This is a genomic window from Arthrobacter sp. UNC362MFTsu5.1 (assembly GCF_000685965.1).
Classification (GTDB): domain Bacteria; phylum Actinomycetota; class Actinomycetes; order Actinomycetales; family Micrococcaceae; genus Arthrobacter.
Genome location: NZ_JMLE01000031.1, coordinates 1 through 25,199, shown reverse-complemented (window position 1 = coordinate 25,199; position 25,199 = coordinate 1). Strand labels below are relative to the sequence as shown.

The following is a 25,199-nucleotide window of genomic DNA, read 5'->3' as shown; positions in this document are numbered from 1 at the left end:
ATCCGGGTCGTTAGGCGATAGCTTTGTTCCTATGACGTCTTCCGATGCCGAATTTCCGCAGCTCTTGAGCGCCGCCCGTGACTGGGCCGCCCAGGACCCGGATCCCGCAACTGCCGCCGCTTTGACAGAACTCGTCCAGCTTTCCTCGGATGGGGTTCCTGCAGCCCGCCAGGAGCTTGAAGACAGCTTCAGCGGAACGCTGCAGTTCGGCACCGCAGGCCTCCGCGCTGAGCTTGGCCCCGGTCCCAACCGCATGAACCGCGTCGTCGTCCGGCGCGCGGCCGCAGGCTTCGCTGCGTTCCTGACCGCCGCCGTCGCGGAAGCCTCGCCGGGCACCCGGCCCCGCGCCGTCGTCGGCTATGACGCGCGCTACAACTCCGACATTTTCGCGGAGGAGACCGCCGCGGTGTTCACTGCTGCGGGAATCGAGACCTTCCTGATGCCGCAGGCGCTGCCGACGCCGCTGCTGGCCTACGCCGTCCGGGCCCTGGATTGCGATGGCGGCGTGATGGTGACAGCCAGCCACAACCCGCCGCAGGACAACGGCTACAAGGTGTACCTCGGCCGGCACGCTGTGGAGGAAAGCGGGCGCGGGGCGCAGATCGTGGCACCCTACGACGCCCTGATCGCCGCGGAAATCGACCGCGTGGGCACCCTGGACTCCATCACGCTCGCCCCGGCGGGCTGGACTGTGCTGGACCCATCCATCACCGCCGACTACGAGGCAGCGGTGGCCGCCCTGGCCCTGCCCGCGCAGTTCCCGGCCAGGGACCTGAAGATCGTCCTGACCCCCATGCACGGCGTGGGCGGCGAGACGGCCGTTGCCGTTCTGCAGGCGGCAGGATTCGGCGACGTCACGCTGGTGTCGGAACAGGCCCTGCCGGATCCGGACTTCCCCACCGTGAACTTCCCCAACCCGGAGGAGCCCGGTGCCCTTGACCTGGCCCTGGAAACGGCAGCCCGCGTGGACGCCGACATCGTGCTGGCCAACGACCCCGACGCCGACCGGGCAGCCGTCGCCGCCAAGGATCCGGACACGGGTGCGTGGCGCATGCTTCGGGGTGACGAAGTGGGCGCGCTGCTGGGGGCACACATTGCGGCCAGGCTCGCCGGCCGCGAAACTGCGGCACGCGGCGTCTTCGCTAATTCGATCGTTTCCTCACGCCTGCTGGCGCAGATTGCCGCCGCGGCCGGGTACGCCCACGAAGAGACACTGACCGGCTTCAAGTGGATCTCCCGCGTTCCGGGCCTGCTCTACGGCTACGAGGAAGCGCTGGGTTACTGTGTGGCCCCGGAACTGGTCCGGGACAAGGACGGCATCTCCGCCGCAGTGCTCATCGCGGAACTTGCGGCCGCGGCCAAGGCCGACGGCAAGACGATTTTCGATACCCTCGACGAGCTGTACCTGGTGCACGGGCTGCACGCCAGCGACCAGCTCAGCATCCGAGTCGCGGACCTGGGCCTGCTGGACGCCATGATGAACCGGCTCCGGGTGAGCCCGCCGGAATCCTTCGGCGGATCCGCCGTCGAAACGTTCAAGGACCTGGCCGAAGGCAGCGAAAACCTGCCGCCGACGGACGGCCTGCTCTATCTCACCAAGGACCTCAGCCGGGTGATCATCCGGCCCAGCGGCACTGAGCCGAAACTGAAGTGCTACCTCGAAGTTGTCCGCAGCGTGGGTTCAGCTGCGGAACTGCCCGAGGCGCGGCAGGCGGCGCGGGCAGCCCTGGACGGCGTTCTGGGAGACGTTCGGGAAGCCCTGGGGCTCTAGTCAGGGCCCTGGTGCTCGGGTTGGGCCCTAGTTAGAGCTCAACCTCGACGTAGCCGTCCACCACACGGGTGCGGAACGTGGGGAGGCGGAGCTCTGCGGTGCCGAAGCACTCGCCGGTCTCCAGGTCATAGACCTCCTTGTGCAGCGGTGACGCAATGGTCTGGCGCGTTCCGCGTGAGCCCACGATGCCGCGTGCCATCACATGGGCGCCAGTAGCGGGGTCCTCCTGGGCCACGGCGAACACCTCTGCGGGCGCCGTGCGGAACAATGCCACCTGGCGGCCGGCGATCAATGCAGCCTCGCCCCAGGCCAGTTCCAGTTCCTCCACGGCGCAGACGCGGTTCCAGCCCGTCGCAACGCCGGTGCTCTGGTCTTCAAGTTCAAGTACTGCGGTCATTTCCGACCCCTCTCGCATCGCGTGCCGCCCGGCGCTCCTTGGAACGGCAGCCGGGCCCGGACCGCCAACGCGGCCACATCTCAAAGCTAGGGCTGCGGTGTTTCGGCGGCGTGCAGTCAATGTGTCCGGCACGTAAAAGGCAACTCACCTGCCCGGAAATCCATTCGTGATGCAGAAGTTAAGTTCACGAAACATAAGGGAAACTGAAGCGAAACTGCGCGTACCTAGTCTGGATGGACACCTCGATTGAGATGGTCGCAGATCACCGCTGCGCCCCATGCGAAAGGCCCACAGTGACCGAACAGACTTCAAGCACCGAGACTCCGCGCCGCATCGTCGTCGCCGGCGGCGGCCCCGCGGCCCACCGTTTTGCGGACGCAATGCATGCCCGCGGCCTCGAAGGCTGGCATGTCACGGTCCTCACCGAGGAAGCCCACCTCCCCTACGACCGGGTGGCCCTCAGCAAGGCGCTCACCGACAGCGACGTGGACCTCACCCTCGGCGCCGCTTCCATGTGGGACCACGATGCCCTGGCCCTGAAGACCGGCGAACGCGTCATCAAGATCAACCACGCTGCCAAGTCCGTTGAGACGGCAGCCGGCAACACCTACGAATTCGACGAACTGGTGGTGGCTACCGGTTCGGACGCCGCCCGCCTGCCGATCCCCGGCGCGGAGCACGTGCACGTCTACCGCACCCTCGAGGACGTGTGGGCCATCAACAAGGCGATCTCCGAACTCACCGAGAAGCTCGGCCGCAAGATCAACGCAGTCACCATCGGCGGCGGCCTCCTCGGCCTCGAATCGGCTGCAGGCACTGAACAGCTCGGCGCAACCCCCGTTGTGATCAACGGCGCCCCGTGGCTCATGAACACCCAGCTCGACGAAGGCGCGGGCCAGGCGCTCGGCCGCCTGATCGAAGCCAAGGGCTTCACCGTCCACGGCGGCGTGTTCCCCTCCGAAGTACTTTCCGAAGACGGCCAGGTTACCGGAGTGCTGATGGCGGACGGCCGCATCATCCCCGCCGATATCGTCGTCGTGGCCATCGGCGTCAAGCCGCGCGATGAACTCTTCCGCGCCGCTGAAGGCGAGGAGCAGCTGTTCGATCTCGGCCAGCGCGGCGGCGTCGTCATCACCGACGGCTGCGAAACCCAGGTTCCCGGCATCTGGGCCATCGGCGAGGTCGCCAACTTCGGCGGCATGTGCCTGGGCCTGGTGGCCCCGGCCAACACCATGGCCGAAATCGTCGCGGACCGGCTGCACGGCGGCGACGCAACTTTCCCCGGCTTCGACACCGCCACCAAGCTCAAGCTCTCCGGCGTGGACGTTGCCAGCTTCGGCGACGCCTTCGCCCGCACGGAACACGCCCTGGAGATCGTCTACGCCGACCCTGCCCGCGGCGTCTACCAGAAGATCGTCACCACGGACGATGCCAAGACCCTCCTGGGCGGCATCTTCGTGGGCGACGCCTCACCGTACATGAGCCTTCGCCCGCTCCTGGGCCGCGAACTTCCCGCCGAGCCGGGCGCGTTCCTCAGCGCTGCCGGCGGCGGCGAGGCCCCGGAGACGGAACTGCCGGACGACGCCATCCTGTGTTCCTGCAACAACGTGACTGCCGGGACCATCCGCGACACTGTCAACGGCTGCGGCGCCTGCGACGGGAATGCACCCGTCCAGGAACTCGGCGAGCTGAAGGGCTGCACCCGCGCCGGAACCAGTTGCGGTTCCTGCGTGCCGATGCTCAAGAAACTGCTGGAAACCGAACTCACCAAGTCCGGCGTCGAGGTCTCCAAGGCACTCTGCGAGCACATCGAGCTCTCCCGGCAGGAACTGTTCGACGCCATCCGGGTCCTGGAACTGACCTCCTTCGAAGAGATCATGGCCAAGTACGGCACCGGCGCCGGCTGCGACATCTGCAAGCCGACCATCGCCAACATCCTGGCCAGCCAGAACAGCGCCTACGTCCTGGACGCCGGCCGCGGAACGCTGCAGGACACCAACGACCGCGCCCTCGCCAACATGCAGAAGGACGGCACCTACTCGGTGGTCCCCCGCATCGCCGGCGGCGAGATCACCCCGAAGAAGCTCGGCGTGATCGCCGCCGTGGCCGAGAAGTACAACCTGTATACAAAGATCACCGGCGGCCAGCGCATCGACATGTTCGGCGCCCGGCTGGAGGAGCTCCCGGAAATCTGGAAGGAACTGGTGGACGCCGGCTTCGAATCCGGCCAGGCTTACGGCAAGAGCCTGCGGACCGTGAAGTCCTGCGTCGGTTCCACCTGGTGCCGCTTCGGCGTCCAGGACTCGGTGGCCATGGCCATCCAGCTCGAGCTCCGGTACCGCGGCCTCCGCAGCCCGCACAAGCTCAAGATGGGCGTCTCCGGCTGTGCCCGCGAATGCGCCGAGGCCCGCGGCAAGGACGTCGGCGTGATCGCCACGGCCGACGGCTGGAACCTGTACGTCGGCGGCAACGGCGGTGCCACCCCCGCCCACGCCCAGCTGCTGGCCAAGGACCTCGACGACGAAACCCTGATCAAGTACATCGACCGGTACTTCATGTACTACATCCGCACCGCCGACCGTCTGCAGCGCACCGCGCGCTGGCAGGAAGAGCTCGACGGCGGCATCAAGCACGTCGAGGATGTGGTGGTCAAGGACACCCTGGGAATCGCCGCAGACCTCGAAGCCGCCATGGAAAAGCATGTCGACACCTACATCGACGAATGGGCTGACACCCTGAAGGATCCCGAGCGCCTGCGCCGGTTCCGTTCCTTCGTCAACGCCCCGGACCAGAAGGACGACTCCATCACCTTTGTCTCCGACGAGCGCGGCCAGATGCGTCCGGCAACGGCAGAAGAGAAGGGGAAAGTCCTCATCGGGGCCACCATCCCGATGCGTCCCTCCACTCCGGAACTCGACAAGAACGAGGTATAGGCATGCAGCTCAGCATTGATCTTACGGGCCGTGAAGTCCTGGTCACCGGATCCGACCACGCCGCCCGGCAGGCAGTCCGCCGCTACCAGGCTGCCGGCGCCGTCGTCTCCCGCCTCAGCACACCGCAGGGTGCGAGCCACGACGGGCCGTTGCCCGAACGTCCGTTCCTCGTGGCTGCCGTCGACGACGGCCAGCCCGGCTGGGACGCGCTGCTGGACCGTTGCCGCGCCACCGGCATCCCCGTGGCCGTGGAACCGGTTGCGGGAGCAGTAGGGCACGTGACCCTGGTGGGCGGCGGCCCCGGCGTCGGCGAGCTGCTGACCGTTGCTGCTGTCAAGGCGCTGCGCGATGCCGACGTCGTGTTCTACGACCGGCTGGCCCCCTACCAGGAGCTGCCCTTCCTGACCTCGGCCGAGCTGGTGGATGTGGGAAAGCAGCCCGGCCACCACAAAGTGAGCCAGGGCGACATTGAAAAGCTCATGGTGCAGAGCGCCCTGGCCGGAAACAACGTGGTCCGCCTCAAGGGCGGGGACCCCTACGTCTTCGGCCGCGGCGGCGAGGAAGTTGCCGCCTGTGTGGCGGCCGGCGTTCCGGTGAAGGTCGTTTCCGGCGTCACCAGCGCCATCTCCGTTCCGGCGGCGGCCGGCATCCCGGTCACCCACCGCGAGGTCAGCCACATGTTCACCGTGGTGTCCGGCCACGCACCGCTGACTGAGAAGGAGCTCACGCACCTTGCCGGCCTGGGCGGGACCATTGTGGTCCTCATGGGCATCGGAACGCTGCACCAGCTGGCCGCCGGCCTCCGCCGCGCCGGCATGAAGGCAGACATGCCGATGGCCGTCGTCGAACGCGGCTACCGCCCCGGCCAGCGCACCACGATCGCCCAGCTCGGTACGATTGTTAAAGCGGCCGCCGATTGCACCAACCCGGCTGTGCTGGTCATCGGCGAGGTGGTGCGGGTGGCTGAAGCCAACCGCGGGCACGCCGAGGCGGCGGCTGATCTCGACCGCCTCGCAGCGTCACTGATGGAATCGTGAAAGAAAACCCATGAGCGCCATGAACTCTATTGCCCCCGCTTCCGGCCCCGGCCCGCAGGACTCCCCTGCTGCCGACGGCCCCGATTCGCCCCTGGAGGGATTCCGGATCGGCGTGACGTCGCACCGGCGTTCCCAGGACCTGATCGAGGCCCTGGAGCGGCGCGGAGCCGAGGTGCTGCACGCACCTGCGCTCAAGATCGCACCGGTGCAGGAGGACATGCGGCTTATCGACGACACCCGGGCCATCATTGCCGCCAAACCCGACCTCTGCATCGCCACCACCGCCTACGGCATGCGCCGCTGGTGCGAGGCGGCGGACGCGTCCGGCATCGGCGACGAACTGCTGGAGACCCTCGCGGCCTGCCGGATGTTCGTCCGCGGGCCCAAAGCCCGCGGCGCCGTCCGGGCGGCGGGGCTTGCCGACGTCGGGATCAGCAGCGACGAAACCACGGCCACCCTGGTGGACATGCTGCTGAAGGAAGGCGTCCGCGGCAAGACGGTGGCCGTCCAGCTGCACGGCTACACGGACGTCCGCCAGCTTGAGCGCCTCAGGATGTCCGGCGCCACCGTCCTGACCGTCACCCCCTACCGCTGGGTCAAACCCGACGGCGAGGACAAACTTCCGCGCCTGATCGAGGCCGTCTGCAGCGGCAACCTGGACGTGCTGACCTTCACCAGTGCGCCCGCCGTCGATGCCATGTGGAGCACAGCCCACGAGATGGGCCTCTACAAGCAGCTCGTCGACGCCCTGAAAACCACGGTCACCACCGCGGTGGTGGGCCCCATCACCGCGCAGCCGCTGATCGACGCCGGGATCACGCCGCTGGTTCCGGAACGCTTCCGGATGGGTGCCCTGATCCGGCTGGTCTGCGAACACCTTGCCCTGAACCATGTGCGCCGCCTGGACACCCGGTCCGGCAACGTGGAGCTCCGCGGACGGTCGCTCCGGATCGACGGGGAGGCTGTTGAAATGGCGCCGGCACCGCTCCTGCTCCTGCGGGCGCTGCTCGGTGCCGAAGGCGCGGTCCTGTCCCGCGAATCGCTCTCCGACCTGCTCGAACTGCGTGGCTCGGTGCACGCCCTGGACATGACTGTCAGCCGGCTGCGCTCCTCCCTGCCGGACGGCCGGATGGTGGAAACCGTGGTTAAGCGCGGGTACCGGATCCGGGTCTAGCGGTTCCTGCCGGACGTCCCCGCAAGGCTCCGCACTTTCCCGTCCGTGGACAGACCCGGTCCGCGGTGGGAACATGTCGCTATGGTTTGCGTCTGACCGCCCCGTGGCCGCTTGGGCACTCCTTGGGTGCCCGGCTGCCGGGGCGTTCGGCGATTCAGCTCTTCCGAGGGGAATTGCGTGGAACCGGTGGTGCAGGGCGACGACGATCCCGCGGAGTCAGTGGACGCTGTGGTGGTGGGTTCCGGCTTTGGCGGATCGGTAGCGGCCTACCGTTTGGCGGCCGGCGGCCAGTCGGTGGTCCTGATGGAACGGGGCAAGGCCTATCCGCCCGGGAGTTTCGCCAGGACGCCGTCCGAGATGGGCCGGAATTTCTGGGATCCGGACAAGGGCCTCTACGGGCTTTTTGACGCCTGGACTTTCCGCGGCCTCGAAGGAATCGTCTCCAGCGGACTGGGCGGCGGCTCACTCATCTATGCGAACGTGCTGCTGCGCAAGGACGAAAAGTGGTTCGTCAAGGAATCGCCCGTGCCCGGCGGAGGCTACGAAAGCTGGCCGTTTAGCAGGCAGGACCTCGACCCCTATTACGAGGCAGCCGAAGCCATGCTCCGGCCCGTGCCCTACCCCTATCAGGACACGCCGAAGACCCTGGCCATGGAAACGGCCGCCCGCGCGCTCGGACTCAGCATCACGCGGCCGCCCATCGCCGTCACGTTTGCCGCGTCCCCCGGAGAGGCTCCCGCCAGGAACCGGGCGCTGGCTCCCGCACCATACGGAAGCATCCACGGCGACGGGACCGTGCGCACCACCTGCACCCTGTCCGGGGAATGCGACATCGGCTGCAACACCGGCGCCAAGAACACCCTGGACCACAACTACCTGTCCGCGGCCAAGGCTGCCGGAGCGGACATCCGGACCCACCACGACGTCCGCGGCATCCGCCCCCTCCCGGCCGGCGGCTATGAGGTCCGCTACGTCGTCCACGATCCTGCCGACGCCCGGCCCGGGCTCCTGGAGGAACAGGTGATCCTCTGCCGCCGGCTCATCCTGGCCGCCGGCACCTTCGGCACCACGTTCCTGCTGCTGCGCAACCGCGCGTCGCTGCCTGCGCTGAGCCCGGCACTGGGCACACGGTTCAGCGGAAACGGCGACCTGCTGGGCTTTGTCCTGGATGCCAAGGACCCCGACGGCGTCACACGCACGCTTTCGGGCAGCATCGGGCCGGTAATCACCACGGCCATCCGCACGCCCGATTCCACCGACGGCGGTGACGGCCGCGGCTATTACATCGAAGACGCCGGGTACCCCTCGTTCATGAACTGGCTCCTGGAAACGGGACAGTTCCGCCAGGTGGCCAAGCGCGCCGGCAAAGTGATGGTGCAGCTCCTCAAGGACCGGCTCTTCCAGGCCCAGCGATCCAACATCTCCGCCGATCTGGCCGCCGCCCTGGGAGACGGCCGGCTCTCGGCGTCGTCGGTTCCCCTGCTCGGCATGGGGCGGGACATCCCGGACGGCGTCATGACCCTGCAGGGCGGCCGGCTGGCCATCAACTGGACCCTGGCCACCTCAGCCGCGTACTTCGGCCGGATGCAGGCCACCATGCAGGCGATCGCCAGGGAACTGGGCGGCAGCTTCAAGCAGAACCCGCTGTGGTGGAGCAAACGCGTCATCACCGTGCATCCGCTCGGCGGTGCCCCGGCCGGCCGGAACACCAGCGATGGCGTGTGCGACGCGTACGGTGAGGTGTTTGGCTACCCCGGGCTCCATGTGGTGGACGGCGCCGCGATGCCAGGGCCGGTGGGAGCCAACCCCGCCCTGACCATCGCCGCCTTTGCCGAACGGGCCTGCCACCGGATCCTGCAGGGAACCGGCGGCGCCGGGCAGCGGGGCGGCCTGGATGACGCCGGTGTCCGGCCTGGCGCTTCCAACGAGCCGTTCGAGGGCGGGCGTTACGACGGCGGGCCGTTCGACGGCGGAACTTACGACGGCGGGCCGCCGCGCGCCCTGGTGCCGGACGCCACCAAAGGTGCGAAGGCACCCCGGGAGGAAAGGACGCTGGTCCCGCGCACCCGCAGCCGTTCGCTGGGGCAGCCCGGCGCCGGCCCCGGCCCCGGGCCCGGGCCCGGCGATGCTGGAGGCGCAGATGCCGGAGTGCTTTCCGAAAGCGAGGCGTTGCAGGAGGCCGAAATCGAAGAGGAAACGGAGCTGGCCGAAACAGGGCCGACATCGGTCAGCTTCACCGAACAGATGCACGGATGGTTCAGCGCCGGCGTGTCGGACCCCGAGAAGGGCCGCGGCCTGGGCCGTGACCGGAGCCGCCGGATGATGTTCGAGCTCACCATCACGGCCCCGGATATTGACGCGTTTGTCCGTGATCCGCTCCATCCGGCCACCGCGGAAGGCTACGTCCTGGCGGACCAGTTCGGCGGCCGCCTTCCGGTGGAACGCGGCTGGTTCAATCTCTTCGTCAAGGACGGCGGTCCTGATGCGGCCGGACGGAAGATGCTCTACCGCCTCTGGCTGCGGGATCCCGGCGGCACCCCGCTCACCTTCGTGGGCCACAAGGACGTCCGCAACGACGCAGGCTTCGACGTCTGGGCTGACACCACCACGCTGTACGTCACCGTCCTCCGCGGGCACCTCCCGCCGCCGGACACAGCCACCGCCGCTGCCACTGCCACTGCTGCCACTGCTGCCGCCGCCGCGTCCGGTGCTGCCGTGGCGGGGGCCGGAGTGCTTTACATCCGGCCGTGGGACTTCGCCCGGCAACTGACCACTTTCCGGGCGGTGGGCCCGTCGCCTGCGAGCGCCCTTGCGGCGTTCGGGAAGGTGTTCCTGGGTGAGCTGTGGCAGGTGTACTCCGGCAGAGTCACCGGCAAGGTCACCGGCCGGCAATGAAGGGCGGCGGGGCATGAAGCGGGCTGAGCTGGCGCAGCACAGCAACGGACTTGGCTTCACTCCGCGGGACGCTGTGCGCTGGCTGGCACCGGCCCAGCTGGGCAGGACCGCCGTGCGGGTTGTCCTCGCGTCCGTCTTCGCCGATTTCGGTGACAAACGCGAACTGGAGGGCGGCTTTCCCCGTTACGAGCTGGACCTGGAACGCCTGCCTGTCGCGGGCCAGCCCGCGCAGCCGGTGGTCCGCGGCCTTGGCCTGCCCGGTCCTGGTAATGCCCGTGCTGGTAATGCCCGTGCGGCGGCTAGCCCGGCGGAGGCTGGCACCGCTGGGCCGGAACGGTCTTCCGGGGCCGAAGACCTGTGGCTGGATTTCACGGCTGACCTGGGCGACGGCTTCGACCCCACCTACACGGTGGCGTCGCTGCTGGCGGAAGCGTCGCTGCAGGTGGACGGCCAGGAGCTTCGCCGCGGGAAGGTGCTGGTGCTGGGCGGCGACGAGGTGTATCCGGTGGCATCACCCGCCGCGTACGAGGACCGCATGGTGGGTCCCTACCGGACGGCGCTTCCCGGCGGCCGCTCCCCCGGCCGCGCCGGCGTGCTGCTGGCCCTCCCCGGCAACCACGACTGGTACGACGGCCTGACCTCCTTCATCCGGCTGTTCACCCGGCAACGGAACATCGGCGGCTGGCGGACCATCCAGACGCGAAGCTACTTTGCCCTCCGCCTCACCGGCGGGGACGACGCTCCCGGCTGGTGGCTCGTGGGGCTGGACAGCCAGCTGGGCCAATACATCGACGAACCGCAGCTCGACTACTTCTACAACACGGTGACCACCAGGCTTCTGCCGGGCGACGCCGTCATCCTCTGCGTTGCGGCCCCCTACTGGGTGCGGGAAACGGAAAACGCCAACGCCTTCCGGCAGGTGCATTTCTTCGAGCAGGACTACCTTCGGCGGCGATTCAACCGCCGCGCCGGGATCTTCGAGGAAACCGGCGCCTCCGTCCGGCTGTGGCTCACCGGGGACCTGCACCACTATTCGCGCTACGAGGAACTGCCAGGGGAACTGCCGGGGGACGCTGACTCAACCGCCGACAACCGGACCGGGGCCGACCCGTGCCGGACCCAGCTCATCACCTGCGGCCTGGGCGGCGCCTTCCTGGCGGACGCCGGGTGGCTGCCCCCGGAGCTCACGCTTCCCGGACACCGGCCGGCACCCGCACCGGCGGACCACACACCGGCGGACCACATGCCGGCGGACCACACACCGGCGGACCACATGCCGGCGGACCACCAGCCTGCCCGGGGCCGCCGTTTCGTCCTGGCTCCGGGGACATTCCCGGGACGGGCGGAGTCCCGTCAGTTCCGCGGACGCCTCGCCAATCCGCTCTCACCGTTCTGGCTTCCGGTGCGTAATCCGGGGTTCGGCTCGGCGCTTGGTGTCGCCCACATGCTGGCGGCACTGACCCTCTGGACCGTGTTCAGCGCGTTCCGCGGACTCTCTTTCCCGGACAGCCTCGCCACCCTGAAAACAGGCAACACCATGCTGCTGGCACTGACGTTCCTCGGCGTGCCTTTGCTGTTGCTTCTGCTGCTGGCCACCCTCGGCACCGCGCTCGGACTCAACCGCGATCCGCGGGAAAACGGCGCCGGGTTCACTGTTGCCCGGGGCGCGCTCTGGCAACTGTCGGCGCTCGGGGCGGGGATCGCCGTCGTCCTCCTCCTTCCCTGGCCGGCCGGGTTGCCGCCGTTCCTGACCCTTGGACTGGTGCTCACTTTCACGTTTGCCACCGGCTACGCGGCCGGCAGCGAAGCGTTCGCCTTCTTCATCCTGGGCACGGGAAGCGGCGAAGTGGCCTCGTGGGCCATGTCCGGGCAGGCCATCGAAGACCACAAGGGCTTCCTGCGGATCCGGATCGCCCCGGACGGCAACCTGACGGTCTATCCGGTGGCAGTGGACCGGATCTGCCGGGACTGGGATGTGGAAAGGAACGACGACGGCGGCCTCCGCCCGGTCCCGGCCGGCGGGCTGCCGCCGCTGCGGCTTTTCGAACCGCCGATCACCATCGCCAGGGAGGGATTCCCGCCATGAACAACCCGCGCACCATCACCCGGGCGGACCACGTCACGGAAGTCATCCCCTTTCCGGCCGGCGACGGAACGCCGCTGACCCTGGTGCACATCACCTCCGCCGTGCCTCCTGACGCCGGAGCGCCCGAGAAGGGGCCGGTGCTGCTGGTCCACGGGGCCGGAGTCCGGGCCGAGCTCTTCCGGCCGCCGCTGCCGCGTACCCTGGTGGATGCCCTGCTGGAAGACGGCTGGGACGTCTGGCTGCTGAACTGGCGGGCCTCGATCGACTTTGAACCCCTCTCGTGGACCCTGGGCGACGCAGCGGTGTACGACCACCCTGCCGCCGTCGACTATGTCCTGGGCGCGACCGGTGCCGAAACGCTGAAGGCGGTCATCCACTGCCAGGGCTCGGTGTCCTTCACCATGGCGGCCGTGGCCGGGCTCCTCCCCCGGGTGGACACGGTGGTCTCCAACGCCGTATCCCTGCACCCGGTGATCCCGCTGTGGTCGATCGTCAAGATCACGTACCTGGCCGAGCTGCTGAAACCGTTCACTCCGTACTTGTCGCCGGCATGGGGCTACAAGTCCAACGGGTACCTCTCCCGGATCCTCCGGTCCATGGTCAAGGCCACCCACCATGAATGCAACAACCTGGTGTGCCGGCTGGTCAGCTTCACGTACGGCAGCGGCCGGCCAGCGCTCTGGTCACACGAGAACCTGGATGAGGCCACCCACAACTGGATCAGCGGCGAGTTCGCGGAAGTGCCGTTCACCTTCCTGTCCGAGATGGGCCGCAGCGTACTGGCCAGGCGCATGGTGGCCGCCGGAAACCACCCGGAACTGCCCGCGAATTTCCTGGCCGACGCGCCGCAGACGGACGCCAGGTTCTCCTTCCTGGCCGGGCGCAACAACCGCTGCTTCCTGCCCGAAAGCCAGGAGCGGACTTTCAGCTTCTTTCAGGGCCACCGTCCCGGCAAGGACTCACTGCACCTGCTGTCCGGCTACGGGCACCTGGACGTCTTCTTTGGAGTCCGCGCCTGGGCGGACACCTATCCCGTCATCCTCAAGGAGCTGAACAGATGAACAGACTCATCGGACTGGCTGCATCCCTGCTGCGGCTGGCGCCTTCCCCGGTGCCGCACCGCCAGGAGCGCCTGCGCGGACACCATGCCACGGTGGACGGCATCAAATACTCCATGCCCGTCAATTCGGACGATTCCCCGGTGCTGATGGCGGCGTTCCCCATCAACAAGCGCGCCGCCGCGGCCGTCCTGCCCGGCACGGAGCTCCGGCCGTTCAGCCTCAGCGGGAAGGGGCTGCTGGTGGTCACCGTGGTGAACTACAAATCGACGGACATCGGCCAATACATTGAATACTCCTTGGCGATCGCCGTCACGCACGGTTCCCGGCCGGCGCCCCCGCTCCTGCCGCTGGTATTCCAGAAGACGTTCGGGCTCGGCCAGTACGTGGTGGACCTACCTGTCAGCACCGAAATCTCGGTCAAGGGCGGCAAAGGCATCTGGGGCATGCCCAAGCACCGGGCCAGCCTGGACTTCGTGGTCACCGATTCAACCGTTTCCGCGCAGTACGACGACGCCGGCAGGCTGGGGTGCTTCGTCGAAATTGAACGCCCCGGGCCAATGGGCATCCCGCTGAAGCTGGCCGCCTCCAACTACTGCGCCTTCCGCGGAATGCTGATGAAGTCCGACATCTACTTCGAAGCCACCGGGGACATCGCACTGGGAGGCAATGCCAAGGCCCGGCTGGTGCTGGGTGACGCGCCGGGCGTTGCCGTCCTCAAAACCCTCCAGCCGGCGGAAAAACCCGTGTTCACCGCCTATCTTCCCGAAGCCCGCGGAGTGCTGGACGACCACTACGAGGCGTGGTTCCTGACCGCACCAACCGCGGAGGAGGCCGCCCGGATCCCCGGCGGCGACCCGCTGGAGTCCGTCGTCGGCCTGGGCCAGGGCCAGGAATGGCTGCCCGCGCCGGACCGGGGACGCACGTCCCAGGGCACGTCCGGCGGTGCCGGCACCGGTTCCGGCACCGGAGATGCGCCGTGAACTGGCTGCTGCTGCTGAACGCGTTGTACTTCCTGTTCGGCGCCACCATGTACGTGGGCACCATGTGGGTCCTGAAGTTCTTCCTCTACCCCACGTGGGAGTCCCTGGACCGCGGCAACGTGGACATGCACTTCGGCATCCCCACCCGCCAGGCCACCAAGTTCTTCACCGTGGTGGTGCCGCCGATGTTCATCGCCGGCATCATTCTGGTCTGGACGGGGTGGGGCACGGTCCGGATTGTCCCCGCGGTCCTTTGCCTGCTGGGCATCATCGTCCTCACGGTGGTGGGCCAGGCCATGATCATTCCCGTCAACATCAGGATCCGGGGCGGGGACTTCGCCGACGACGCCGAACTCCGTTCCCTGCTGCGCCGGTGGATGCTGCTCAACGACATCCGCTTCTACGTCTCCACACTCACCTGGCTGGCCATCGTCTGGCTGCTGGTGGACCGGGGCCGGCTGTGGGAGGCGTTCGCATGAGCGGCATTGCCCGCCCGTCCGGGGCGGCAGTTCCCGGCGTCGGCGCCTGGATCGCGGCGGATCCGCTGCGCGCCGTCCTGGCAGCAATCGCCGTCGTCACCGTCTTTTCCGGTGCTGTCCAGATACCGTTCGGCGGCGCCGTCCTTGAGCTGCTGGGGGCGGAGCCGACGACGGCGGCGCGCCAGTTGTTCGGCACCGTGGGCATGTTCATGGTGGTGGTGGGCGGACTCCTGCTGCACACGCTGCTGCGCCCCCGGCCCGCGGCCGAGGTGCTGCTGTGGTCCGGCGTGCAGAAGGCGGGGGCCTGCGCCGCCGTCGCGATCGGGGTCATCAACGGTGTTTTTGCGCCGGTGGCGCTGGCGGTGGCGGTCTTCGACCTTGCGACGGCGGCGATCTGCCTGATCTACCTTCGCCGGATTTACTGGGAAAGCGGTCCCCGTGTGTCCGGAACGGGCCCTGGAAGCGGCTTGGGAACCGGACCGGGGACACGACCGTGAAACGCTCGCTGGTACTGGCCGGCGGCGGGATGCGGGTGGCCTGGCAGGCCGGCGTGGTCCGCGCGCTCGCTGAAGAAGGCCTGCACTTCGACCACATTGACGGGACGTCCGGCGGCATCCTGACAGCCGGCATGCTGCTGTCCGGGGTGCCTGCCGAGGACATGTGCCGGAACTGGTCCGGCGTGAACGTCAAGGACTTCGGCTCGGCACTTCCGCTCGGCGACTACGCGAAGGGGCCGTGGTCGCTGCCCGCCATCGGCGACGCGGACGGCCTGCTCGGCAAGGTGTTTCCGGCCCTCGGGATCGACGACGGCGAGATCCGGCGCCGGGCAGCCCTGCCGGGCGCCGTCGAAGGCACCTTCAACGTGGTTGAATTTACCGGAAAGCTCTGCCATGCCATCGACGCGCGGGACATCGATGCCGGACTGATGGCAGCCGGAATGTCCTTGCCCATTTTCCTCACGCCGCTGCGACGCGACGGGAAGATCTGGACTGACGCGGTCTGGGTCCGCGACGCCAACGTGGCCGAAGCCCTCCGTCGCGGGGCGGACGAGGTGTGGCTTGTCTGGTGCATCGGCAACACCGGCTACTGGGGCGACGGCCCGCTGGAACAGTACGTCCACATGATCGAAATGAGCGCCATGGGCGCCCTCCTGGCCGACTTCGAGGCCGCGAAGGCTGCCGGCAGGGACTTCATCCTCCACGTTGTCAGGCCAGAGAATCCCCTGCCGCTGGATCCGGAGTTCTACCTGAACCGGATCGACGCGGACACCTTGATCGGCATGGGGTACCGGGATGCCCGCAGCTACCTCAAGGACATGACTGCCGAGGGCCTGCCCAAGGATGCATCCTGCACTGCGATGGTGGAACCTCCGGCAGGCATCCGCTTCACCGAGCGGTTTGTCGGCCAGGACGGCGGGGACGGCGACGGCGGGGACGGCGGTTGGGCAGGCGACGGCGACGGCCCACCCGATGAGGAAGTGCGCCTGACGATCACGGTGGCGCTGCCGCTCGACGGTTCAGGCGCAGCGGCCCGGCTCACAGGGTTCCTCGACTACGCACCGTTCGGTCCACGGATCTTCCTCGCCGGCGGACGGGTGGACGTCCGCGGCGACTCAGTGATCTACCGGGCTTCCGTTCGTGCGGGCGGCGCCTGGCACCGCCTGTCCCTTGCCCGGGTTTTCCACGACGATCCCGGCCCGGACGCCTGGGACGACACCAGGCAGGCCCGCCTGACAGTGGGTTCACTGCTGGATGTGCCGGTCACCATGGGGCTGGCCGATGCCGCGGCCCTGATCGCCTCCGTGGAACCGGCCGGCGTCCACGGCCCCGGAGGCAGGGCCGGCGTCCTCGCAACCATTGCAGCCCGGGGGCTTCGCGAGGCTTTCCGCCGGTATGGCTAAGCGCTCCCCGCAGGCGGCAAGGGTCCGGGAGGCAGACTGGTGGCAACGCCGGGAGGCAGGGCCGGACGCGAGCTGACTGTGAGGCAGGACACATCGAAAGTACACGTTTGTTGCCGGCTGGTAAACATCGTGGAACGGGCAGGGACATTCCGGCAACAACCGGGAAACACCCTCGAAAAACCTGAAGCCTACGCTGGGTTTCATCACCAACCGGGGCCAAACGAAGGCCTCACCAGCGAAAGGGCCTTCACATGTCCGCCTCGGCACCGTCCATTCCCTCCTCCGCCTCGTTCCAGGCGTCACCGCCTGTTCAGCGCGTGGTCATCGCCGGAGCCGGACCTGCTGCCCGTGCCCTGGTGGGCAAGCTGGACGGGTCCCGCTTCGCAGGCAGCATCACCGTACTCAGCAACCGCGACGACGCCCCGTCCGAGCTCCTGGAACTGGCGGCGCTCCCCCAGGTCTCGATCCGCTTCGGCCAGCCGGCCAGCTTCATCGATGCGGCCAACCGTGTGGTGACCACCTCTGACGGCATGGAATTCAGCTACGACCAGCTGGTGATTGCCACCGGCTCCGCCCCGGCATTGTCTCCCGTGGACGGCGCCGGCCGCTGCCTCAGCTACTCCACCATCGACGACGCCGCCCGCATCGGCGACGCCGTCAAGGAAGTCACCCGCGTCCTGGGCCGGCGGCCGCTGGGGATCCTGGTGGGAACCGGCCCGGAGGCGGGCCAGGCCGAAGCGGTGCTGCGCGCCCGCGGGGTGAGGCCCGTCCGCACCACGCTCCGGCCGGCCGCCGTGGTTCCGACGCTCGCCGGTTCCGTGCTCCCGGCCGCCGGGATTGTGTTCGACGACGGCAGCAGCATGAACGGCGACCTGGTGGTCCTGGCCGAGGAGCGGGTGGCTCGGGACGGCCTGGCGGCCAGTGCCGGCCTGGAGACGGCTGCGAACGGCGGAATCGTGATCGGCCAGGACTTCCGGACCTCCGTCCCGGGAATCTGGGCCATCGGCGACGCCGCCTCGTACGACGGCGTCCGGCTGGGCCTCCTGGTGGCCTCAGGCTCCGCGGCGGGGGCGTGCGCAGACCAGCTCATGCAGGCAACTCTGCAGGCGCCTGTGCAGGCTGCCGCCTAGCGTCGTTGTGGCAAGATGGTCACCTGAGAAGCCACGAAGAAAACGGCGCCTGCTGCCCACGAGGCCCGGCAGGCCCACCAGGAAGGACCACCATGAGCAACGAAGCCAGCGCGGCCGGCACACCTGACGCCACCGCTGCGGGAGTCACCGCACCCGGGGCCACCGGACACGGAGAAATCGCCTCCTTCATCGACCACACGCTGCTGAAGCCGGAGGCCAGTGAGGCGGAGATCCTCAAAGTCTGCTCCGAAGCCGCCGAATACCACTTCAAGTCCGTCTGCGTGAACCCGGTGTGGGTCAAGACCGTCAGCACCGCGCTCAAGGGCTCCGGCGTCCTGACCTGCTCGGTGGTCGGCTTCCCGCTGGGAGCCACGCCCACCGACGTCAAGGCCTTCGAGGCCCGCGGCGCTGTGCTGGACGGGGCCGACGAGGTGGACATGGTCATCAACATCGCAGCCGCCCGCGCCGATGACAAAGGCGCGCTGGTTGATGACATCAGGGCCGTCGCCGAAGCTGTGCACGGCAGCGACGCGATCCTGAAGGTGATCATCGAAACAGCGCTGCTCAGCGATTCCCAGAAAGTCCTTGCCTGCGAGGCGGCGGTGGAGGCCGGGGCTGACTTCGTCAAGACATCCACGGGCTTCAACGGCGGCGGGGCCACTGTTGACGACGTGGCCCTGATGCGCCGCACGGTGGGCCCGGATGTCGGCGTCAAGGCCTCGGGCGGCGTGCGTTCACTGGCTGACGCGCAGGCTATGATTGCAGCAGGTGCAACACGTATTGGCGCCAGTTCCGGCATTGCGATCGTCAAGGGTGAACAGGGTTCGTCCGCGTACTGACCAGATCCGGAAACGCCACAGTTTTTGAGCCCTTCGGGGCGTTTTGAGCCCTGCGGGGCCGAGGAGGAATGAATGTCCAAGACCGTTGATAGCCCCAAGACCCCTCAGAACGAGAACAGCCTTGCCGGGAGCATTGCCGTTTTCGCGGTCATGATGGTCCTGTTCCTCGGCTCCATCTACTCGCTGTCCTTCCTCACGCTCGGCAACCCGTGGCCGATGGCCGTCTGCCTGGGCCTGTTTGCGGCAGCGTTCTGGATCCCGCAGACCATCCTGGGCCGTTCGGATTCGGCCGGCGAGCACTAAGCCTTCGAAATTAAGCGACTGAAGCCCCCGGATCTTCCGGGGGCTTCAGCTCTTTAAACGGGGCGGCGGCTTAGCAGCCAGCCGCTTAGCAGCCGGCCGTTTAAGCGTCCGGCTGCGCCGCTGGCTGCATGGTGCGGCTAGCCGGCGCCGAACAGGCTGTTGACCAGGGTGCTTCCGAGGGCAAGCGCGGCCGGGTAATGCGCCTTGGCCAGCGCCCACGCGGCCACGCACATCCCCACCATGGCGTAGGCGCTCACCGGAATCAGCACAAGCCACTCGCGGCGGGAGCCGGCCCGCCCCAGCAGGGGGATGGAAAACGCCCCGTTGGCCTTCCAGACGTCGTTCAGCACCGGCAGCTTCCGCAGGAACTTGGGCGGCTTGATCACGATCGGCCAGAGCAGGGGGACTCCCCCGGTGGTGATCATGTCTCCGACGATGTGGACCACCACCCCGGTGAGCATCGAGACCGGCAGCCAGGTCCATTGATCCGGCGCGAACCAGGTGACGAGGCCGGCCATGGTCAGGGCAAAGAGCCAGTTGCTGATAAAGCCTGACTTGGGGAAGAGTTTGAGGGCCTTGGCGGCGATATTGATCATGAACATGCAGAGCAGGCCGGCGCCCACGGACAGCAGGCCCCAGTCCGTGTGCAGCTGGATCTGCCCGGCAATGGTGGCCAGCAGCACAAAGAAGGCCGCCCCCAGTACCGAGTGCGTTCCCTGCCGGTGGCCGCCGCTGGCGTTTTCGATCCCGACGGCAATCACGTTCGAGAGCGGCGGCAGCGAATTGGCGACGGTGCTGTGCCGGTGGTCCCAGTCGCACACCAGCGCGGTTCCGGCCGTCGCCATGCCGCCGATCAGGATTCCGGTGGCGTCCAGCGGGTACCAGCCCAGGGTGTACGGCCCCGTTGAGGCAATGGCTACCCACGCCGCGGCTCCCGACGCGGCGTGATGTCCTCCCATCATTCTTTTATTTCACCGCCAACGGCGCGTCAGAGAAGATGTTCCGGATGACCCCGTTGGCCCACTCCAGGATCTCGGCGTCCTGCAGGTCCCGGCCGCCGATCTTGGCGGTCTTCGGCTTGGGAATGAGCACCGCGTCGAGGGCGGGCTTGGACTGCGCACCGGGGTACATGCGGTTGAGGCGCATGGTCTTGGACTCGGGCAGTTGAGCCGGGGAGAACTTGATGAAGTTCCCCTGCAGGGCGACGTCGGACAGCCCGGCTTCGCGGGCCCCCACCCGGAACCGCGCGACGGCGATCAGGTTCTGCGCCGGCAGCGGCGGTTCGCCGTAGCGGTCCACGAGTTCGGCCTGGACCTCGTCGATCGCTTCGTTCGTGAGCGCGGACGCGAGCTTGCGGTAGGCCTCGAGGCGCAGCCGTTCGCCCGGCACATAGTCGTGCGGCAGGTGGGCGTTGACGGGCAGTTCGATCTTCATTTCGGCGGCCTTCTCCTCGGCCTCGCCGCGGAAGTCCGCCACGGCTTCGCCCACCAGGCGGATGTAGAGGTCGAAACCCACGCCCTGGATGTGGCCGGACTGTTCGCCGCCCAGCAGGTTGCCGGCGCCGCGGATTTCGAGGTCCTTCATGGCCAGCTGCATGCCTGCGCCGAGTTCGTTGTGCGTGGCCACGGCCTTGAGCCGTTCCAGCGCCACCTCGCCCAGGGGCTTCTCGGAGGGGTACAGGAAATACGCGTAGGCGCGTTCGCGGCCGCGGCCCACGCGTCCGCGCAACTGGTGGAGCTGGGAGAGGCCGTACTTGTCCGCGCCGTCCACGATCAGGGTGTTGGCGTTGGAAATGTCCAGGCCGGTTTCGATGATGGTGGTGCACACCAGGACGTCGAAGCGCTTCTCCCAGAAGTCCACGATGATCTGCTCGAGCCGGCTTTCGGACATCTGGCCGTGGGCCACCTCCACGCGGGCTTCGGGCACCAGCTCGCGGATCTTGGCGGCGGTCCGCTCAATCGTCGACACCCGGTTGTGGACGAAGAAGACCTGGCCCTCGCGCATCAGTTCCCGCCGGACCGCAGCGGAGGTCTGCTTGTCCGTGTACGGGCCCACATAGGTCAGCACCGGGTGGCGCTCTTCCGGTGGCGTTGCCAGGGTGGAGGTCTCGCGGATCCCGGTCAGGGACATTTCCAGGGTGCGGGGAATCGGCGTGGCACTCATGGCCAGGACGTCCACGTTGGTGCGCATCTTCTTCAGCGCTTCCTTGTGTTCGACGCCAAAGCGCTGCTCCTCGTCCACGATCACCAGGCCAAGGTCCTTGAAGCCGAAGTCCTTGGACAGCAGCCGGTGCGTGCCGATGACGACGTCCACGGAACCTGCCTTAACGCCGTCGGCGGTTTCCTTTGCCTCCTTGCCGCTCTGGAAACGGGACAGCGGCTTGACCACCAGCGGGAAGCCGGAGAACCGTTCGGTGAACGTCTCGTAGTGCTGCTGGGCCAGCAGCGTCGTGGGGACCAGCACAGCGACCTGCTTGCCGTCCTGAACGGCCTTGAACGCGGCCCGGACGGCAATCTCGGTCTTGCCGTAGCCCACGTCACCAGAGATCAGCCGGTCCATCGGGATCTCGCGCTCCATGTCGGCCTTGACCTCATTGATGGTGGTCAGCTGGTCCGGCGTCTCCACATACGGGAAAGCCTCTTCCAGCTCGCGCTGCCACGGGGTGTCCGGGCCGAAGGCGTAACCGCGGGAGGCCATCCGGGCCGAGTACAGCCGGATCAGCTCGCCGGCGATCTCCTTGACGGCCTTGCGGGCCTTGGACTTGGTGCTGGCCCAGTCCGCGCCGCCCATCTTGCTCAGCGCCGGGGTGTCCCCGCCGACGTAGCGGGTGACCTGGTCCAGCTGGTCGGTGGGCACAAAAAGCCGGTCGCCCGGCGCCCCGCGCTTGGACGGGGCGTATTCCAGGACAAGGTACTCGCGCACGCCGTCGCCGCCACCGGCCACCCGGCGCTGGATCAGCTCCACGAACCGGCCGATGCCGTGCTGTTCGTGCACCACGGAGTCCCCGGCCACGAGCTGGAGCGGATCCACGGCATTCCTGCGCTTGGACGGCATCCGGCGCATGTCCTTGGTGGAACCGGCGGACGTGCGTCCCAGCAGGTCCGCTTCCGTCAGCAGGCCAAGCTTGAGGCCGTCCAGCACAAAGCCGCGTCCGACGGCGGCGGTGGTCACCTCGATGATGCCCGCCTGCGGCTCGTCATCCAGCGAGTCCACCCGGGCGCACGGGATGTCTGCGTCATGGAACAGTTCAGCCAGCCGCTGGGCCGGGCCGGGACCTTCCGTGACAACCACAATGCGCCACTGGTCCCGGACGTTCGAGCCGATGAACTCCATCATCTCCGCCACGTCGCCCTGGTAGCCGCGGGGTTCCCGGGCGTGCAGGTTGAGGACGTTGATGTCCGGGGTCAGCTCTTCGTCGGTGGCCAGCGAGGTGATCGACCACCACGAAACCTCCTGCCCCAGGGCCGCGGTGCGGGTCTCCGTCAGGGAGCGGAAGCTGGCCGAATGCAGGGCAGCCGAGGCCGCGGACGTCAGATCCAGCGGAGCCGTGCCGCCGTCGGACGCCGTGGACCATGCAGCTTCGAGGAATTCCTCATTGGTCGCGGCCAGGTCGTGGGCGCGGGTGCGGACCTTTTCAGGCTCGATCACCACGGAGATGGACCCGGCGGGCAGCTGTTCGACGAAGGGCACCATGGCATCCACCAGGACGGGAGCCAGCGATTCCATGCCTTCCACCGCGATGCCGCCGGCGATCTTTTCCAGCATGTCCGCGGCGGCCGGCAGCTGTGTCTTCAGTGTCGCGGCCCGGGACATCACGGACGGGGTGATCAGGATTTCGCGACACGGCGGGGCGTGCAGTTCCGTGGGGTGGTGCAGGCCGGGCGAGGAAAGCGAGCGCTGGTCGGCAACGGCGAACCACCGCATCTGGTCCACCTCGTCGCCGAAGAACTCCACCCGGATGGGATGGTCCTCGGTGGGCGGGAAAACGTCCAGCATGCCGCCGCGGACGGCGAATTCGCCGCGGCGGGACACCATGTCCACCCGGGCGTAGGCGGCGTCGGCCAGGCTCTTGACGACGCTGCTGAAGGGGGCCTCCTGACCGACCTTCAGGGTCACGGGCACCAGGTCGCCCAGGCCGGCCACGATCGGCTGCACCACGGCGCGGACCGGAGCCACCACCACGCGGAGCGGTCCTCCGGCAACAGATTCAGGGTGGGCCAGCCGGCGCAATACGGACAAGCGGCGGCCCACGGTGTCCGAGCGCGGGGACAACCGTTCGTGCGGGAGGGTCTCCCAGCTGGGGAACTCGGCCACGGAATCGGCCGGCAGGAAGGCCCGCAGCGCGGCAGTGAGGTCCTCCGCTTCACGGCCGGTGGCGGTGACGGCCAGCACCAGGGGCGTGCCGCCGTCGTGGTTTCCAACTGCGGCAGTGCCTTCGGCGGCATGCAGGGCCGCGAGGCCGTCAGACATCTCGGCCAGCAGGGCAGCGCGGAGGCCTGCCGGGGCGCTGATCTGGTAATCCTCGCTGCGGGTTCCGAAACCCCGGGACGCTTCAGCCTGCACGCGGGCAAACGTTGTGTCTCCGGCGAGCGCGCGGCGAAGGCCTGTGAGTGACGGGCCGTTGAGGCTCATGGCAGAAGCTCCTGAAATGATCACGGGAAAGCAGGCAACACGAAAACCCGAAATTCGCAAGAATCCCGGGTCTTCCCAGCCTACCGCGACGGCGGAGCCTGCGTGGGCCTAGTTGCCCTCGACCATGGACGGGCCGGTGTCAGACGGCCGCCCTGGCGCGCTGAAGGAAGGAGTCAAGGATCCGTCCGGCATTCTCACGGGTGAGCAGGGCGTCCGGTCCGGCCTCCGGTGCGTGCCGGTGTCCTTTCATTGACTCCCCCAGGTACAGGAGGGCGGCCAGGACTTCGGACAACTCCACGTCCGCCTCGGCGCGCTGGCGCAGGAGCCTCAGGTGTGCGGCCTGCAGCGCGGGTCCCGGTGCGCAGCCCAGGTCCCGGTCGAAGATCCTTCGGCACCGCGCGTAGGCGGACAGGCCTTCAACCGGAAGTCCGGACAGTTCATAGCCTGTTACCAGGACGGTCCAGGCCCGTTCGTTGAGGGGTTCGGACGCCACGGCCGCCTGGGCCCAGCGGACGGATTCCGCGGGCCTGTTGAGCAGGACAGCTGTTTCTGCGGTCCGGACCTGTGCCGCCACTCGTTCGGCGCCGAGCCGAATGCGGGCTTCATCGGCCCAGTCGGACGCCAGCTCTGAACCGAGCAGCGGATCGGCGGATAGCTCCAGGGCCTCCGTCAGCATCGCATAGGCTTCCCGGGGAGCCGCCTGACCGGCGTCCTGTACCAGCCGGCGGAACGCCGAGAGGTCCAGGTCAACGAGCTCCGGGTCCAGGACATAGCCGCTGTTGGCGGTGCGGAGCGGACCGTTCCGCGTGTCGCCCGGCTGGATGGCGCGGCGGATGCCGCAGATGTAGCTCTCCAGCGTCGCGATTGTTCCGGTGCCGGCCCTGGCACCCCAAAGAATTTCAATGATCCGGCTCTTCGATACGGGGCTGCCTAAGTTCAGCAGCAGTAATTCCAAAATATGCCTCGGTTTGCATCCGCCAATGTCGGAGGTCGCCAGTGGAACTCCATTGCGCCGCACGTCGAACATTCCGAACAGACGAACAGATATTGACTTTGATAATTCAGGAGTTGTCCCCACGATGTTCTCCATTTGTCAGGCCAAGCAGTTAGCGCGCGTCTTCCGGTGGGAGCAGGCAGAAAGTGCGATGCTGCTTGCTCCGGCTTTCCAAACCACCGTGACACGGCAAATGGGGACGTCCAAGGGATCGATATACCTGTTTTTTCATGGCGCATAAAGACAGGTAAGACCGTTACGGAATCCACGTAGTAGGGATGAGGTCCACAGGAGTACCCGGCAGTTTTGCCAAGTAATTGGAGTTAATGGAGTTACCCCTGAGCGAGTAGTACCCGGAGTGGGAAAGGAGTGACGAATTGGATGCAAAAAGCAGGCCCCGGTTGGACCGGGGCCTGCTTTTGTTTGCTGTGCGAACGTCGGTGCTAGCCGGCCGTCCTGGTGCTCATCCGGTAGAGGAAGGCTGCCATCGCATCACGGCTGATGGACTGCAGCGGACGGTACGTCACCGTGCCGTTGGCCTCCACCCAGCCGGTGGAAATGCCCTGGTCCGCCAGCCACGCCATCTCC

At 67.8% G+C, this 25,199-nt stretch carries 18 protein-coding genes and 1 pseudogene; 14 read left to right on the top strand and 5 right to left on the bottom strand.

Features of this window, described 5'->3' with window-relative positions; all coding sequences use genetic code 11:
- Window positions 1-31: 31 nt before the first annotated feature.
- Entirely contained in the window at window positions 32-1,771 is a 1,740-nt protein-coding gene (locus BS38_RS0120750) for a phospho-sugar mutase (RefSeq protein ID WP_028272506.1), read from the top strand.
- A gap of 31 nt (window positions 1,772-1,802) precedes the next feature.
- On the opposite strand, the gene nirD is transcribed toward BS38_RS0120750, so the two are convergent.
- Window positions 1,803-2,168: a nitrite reductase small subunit NirD gene (gene nirD / locus BS38_RS0120745; protein WP_028272505.1), complete on the bottom strand. Its 366-nt coding sequence runs from the start codon at window positions 2,166-2,168 to the stop codon at window positions 1,803-1,805.
- Window positions 2,169-2,461: 293 nt separating this feature from the next.
- On the opposite strand from nirD, the gene nirB reads away from it, so the two are divergent.
- From nirB to BS38_RS0120680, 13 genes are all read left to right on the top strand, one after another.
- Entirely contained in the window at window positions 2,462-5,101 is a 2,640-nt protein-coding gene (gene nirB / locus BS38_RS0120740; RefSeq protein ID WP_028272504.1) for a nitrite reductase large subunit NirB, read from the top strand.
- A gap of 2 nt (window positions 5,102-5,103) precedes the next feature.
- Window positions 5,104-6,138, top strand: a complete 1,035-nt coding sequence (gene cobA, locus BS38_RS0120735) for a uroporphyrinogen-III C-methyltransferase (RefSeq protein WP_028272503.1) — start codon at window positions 5,104-5,106, stop codon at window positions 6,136-6,138.
- Between the two features lie 19 nt (window positions 6,139-6,157).
- The gene (locus BS38_RS0120730; protein ID WP_028272502.1) at window positions 6,158-7,312 is read left to right on the top strand and encodes a uroporphyrinogen-III synthase; all 1,155 of its coding nucleotides are present in this window, start codon (window positions 6,158-6,160) and stop codon (window positions 7,310-7,312) included.
- Between the two features lie 177 nt (window positions 7,313-7,489).
- Window positions 7,490-10,207 (top strand): GMC oxidoreductase, encoded by a 2,718-nt coding sequence (locus BS38_RS26560; protein ID WP_028272501.1) that lies wholly within the window; start codon window positions 7,490-7,492, stop codon window positions 10,205-10,207.
- Between the two features lie 13 nt (window positions 10,208-10,220).
- Entirely contained in the window at window positions 10,221-12,293 is a 2,073-nt protein-coding gene (locus BS38_RS0120720) for a hypothetical protein (RefSeq protein WP_028272500.1), read from the top strand.
- Window positions 12,290-13,354 (top strand): alpha/beta fold hydrolase, encoded by a 1,065-nt coding sequence (locus BS38_RS0120715; protein ID WP_051629065.1) that lies wholly within the window; start codon window positions 12,290-12,292, stop codon window positions 13,352-13,354. The genes BS38_RS0120720 and BS38_RS0120715 overlap by 4 nt, the downstream gene beginning before the upstream one ends.
- The gene (locus tag BS38_RS0120710) at window positions 13,351-14,334 is read left to right on the top strand and encodes an acetoacetate decarboxylase family protein (RefSeq protein WP_051629064.1); all 984 of its coding nucleotides are present in this window, start codon (window positions 13,351-13,353) and stop codon (window positions 14,332-14,334) included. The genes BS38_RS0120715 and BS38_RS0120710 overlap by 4 nt, the downstream gene beginning before the upstream one ends.
- A complete protein-coding gene (locus BS38_RS0120705) occupies window positions 14,331-14,813 on the top strand; it encodes a DUF1772 domain-containing protein (protein ID WP_028272497.1) in 483 nt (160 codons plus the stop codon). Before BS38_RS0120710 ends, BS38_RS0120705 begins: the two co-directional genes overlap by 4 nt.
- Window positions 14,810-15,310 (top strand): hypothetical protein, encoded by a 501-nt coding sequence (locus BS38_RS27730; RefSeq protein WP_231511374.1) that lies wholly within the window; start codon window positions 14,810-14,812, stop codon window positions 15,308-15,310. The genes BS38_RS0120705 and BS38_RS27730 overlap by 4 nt, the downstream gene beginning before the upstream one ends.
- A complete protein-coding gene (locus BS38_RS0120695) occupies window positions 15,307-16,713 on the top strand; it encodes a patatin-like phospholipase family protein (RefSeq protein ID WP_028272496.1) in 1,407 nt (468 codons plus the stop codon). The genes BS38_RS27730 and BS38_RS0120695 overlap by 4 nt, the downstream gene beginning before the upstream one ends.
- Before the next feature lie 251 nt (window positions 16,714-16,964).
- The gene (locus BS38_RS0120690) at window positions 16,965-17,843 is read left to right on the top strand and encodes an FAD-dependent oxidoreductase (RefSeq protein ID WP_028272495.1); all 879 of its coding nucleotides are present in this window, start codon (window positions 16,965-16,967) and stop codon (window positions 17,841-17,843) included.
- A 92-nt stretch (window positions 17,844-17,935) separates the two neighbouring features.
- Entirely contained in the window at window positions 17,936-18,682 is a 747-nt protein-coding gene (deoC, locus tag BS38_RS0120685) for a deoxyribose-phosphate aldolase (RefSeq protein ID WP_028272494.1), read from the top strand.
- 72 nt (window positions 18,683-18,754) lie between these two features.
- Window positions 18,755-18,985 (top strand): hypothetical protein, encoded by a 231-nt coding sequence (locus BS38_RS0120680; RefSeq protein ID WP_028272493.1) that lies wholly within the window; start codon window positions 18,755-18,757, stop codon window positions 18,983-18,985.
- A gap of 137 nt (window positions 18,986-19,122) precedes the next feature.
- On the opposite strand, the gene BS38_RS0120675 is transcribed toward BS38_RS0120680, so the two are convergent.
- The 4 genes and pseudogenes from BS38_RS0120675 to BS38_RS27985 all read right to left on the bottom strand — a co-directional run.
- A complete protein-coding gene (locus BS38_RS0120675) occupies window positions 19,123-19,947 on the bottom strand; it encodes a metal-dependent hydrolase (protein ID WP_028272492.1) in 825 nt (274 codons plus the stop codon).
- A 4-nt stretch (window positions 19,948-19,951) separates the two neighbouring features.
- On the bottom strand, window positions 19,952-23,617 hold the full coding sequence (gene mfd / locus BS38_RS0120670; protein WP_028272491.1) for a transcription-repair coupling factor: 3,666 nt from the start codon (window positions 23,615-23,617) through the stop codon (window positions 19,952-19,954).
- 139 nt (window positions 23,618-23,756) lie between these two features.
- On the bottom strand, window positions 23,757-24,572 hold the full coding sequence (locus tag BS38_RS0120665; RefSeq protein ID WP_231511373.1) for an AfsR/SARP family transcriptional regulator: 816 nt from the start codon (window positions 24,570-24,572) through the stop codon (window positions 23,757-23,759).
- 482 nt (window positions 24,573-25,054) lie between these two features.
- A pseudogene (locus BS38_RS27985) lies at window positions 25,055-25,199 on the bottom strand (GmrSD restriction endonuclease domain-containing protein); the annotation flags it as partial.

Coding starts and splice junctions, on each gene's coding strand:
- cobA (WP_028272503.1), top strand. CDS start 5,104: ATGCAGCTCAGCATTGATCTTACGGGCCGTGAAGTCCTGGTCACCGGA.
- BS38_RS0120710 (WP_051629064.1), top strand. CDS start 13,351: ATGAACAGACTCATCGGACTGGCTGCATCCCTGCTGCGGCTGGCGCCT.
- BS38_RS0120715 (WP_051629065.1), top strand. CDS start 12,290: ATGAACAACCCGCGCACCATCACCCGGGCGGACCACGTCACGGAAGTC.
- BS38_RS0120680 (WP_028272493.1), top strand. CDS start 18,755: ATGTCCAAGACCGTTGATAGCCCCAAGACCCCTCAGAACGAGAACAGC.
- mfd (WP_028272491.1), bottom strand. CDS start 23,617: ATGAGCCTCAACGGCCCGTCACTCACAGGCCTTCGCCGCGCGCTCGCC.
- BS38_RS0120720 (WP_028272500.1), top strand. CDS start 10,221: ATGAAGCGGGCTGAGCTGGCGCAGCACAGCAACGGACTTGGCTTCACT.
- nirD (WP_028272505.1), bottom strand. CDS start 2,168: ATGACCGCAGTACTTGAACTTGAAGACCAGAGCACCGGCGTTGCGACG.
- deoC (WP_028272494.1), top strand. CDS start 17,936: ATGAGCAACGAAGCCAGCGCGGCCGGCACACCTGACGCCACCGCTGCG.
- BS38_RS0120675 (WP_028272492.1), bottom strand. CDS start 19,947: ATGATGGGAGGACATCACGCCGCGTCGGGAGCCGCGGCGTGGGTAGCC.
- BS38_RS0120730 (WP_028272502.1), top strand. CDS start 6,158: ATGAACTCTATTGCCCCCGCTTCCGGCCCCGGCCCGCAGGACTCCCCT.
- BS38_RS0120690 (WP_028272495.1), top strand. CDS start 16,965: ATGTCCGCCTCGGCACCGTCCATTCCCTCCTCCGCCTCGTTCCAGGCG.
- BS38_RS0120750 (WP_028272506.1), top strand. CDS start 32: ATGACGTCTTCCGATGCCGAATTTCCGCAGCTCTTGAGCGCCGCCCGT.
- BS38_RS27730 (WP_231511374.1), top strand. CDS start 14,810: ATGAGCGGCATTGCCCGCCCGTCCGGGGCGGCAGTTCCCGGCGTCGGC.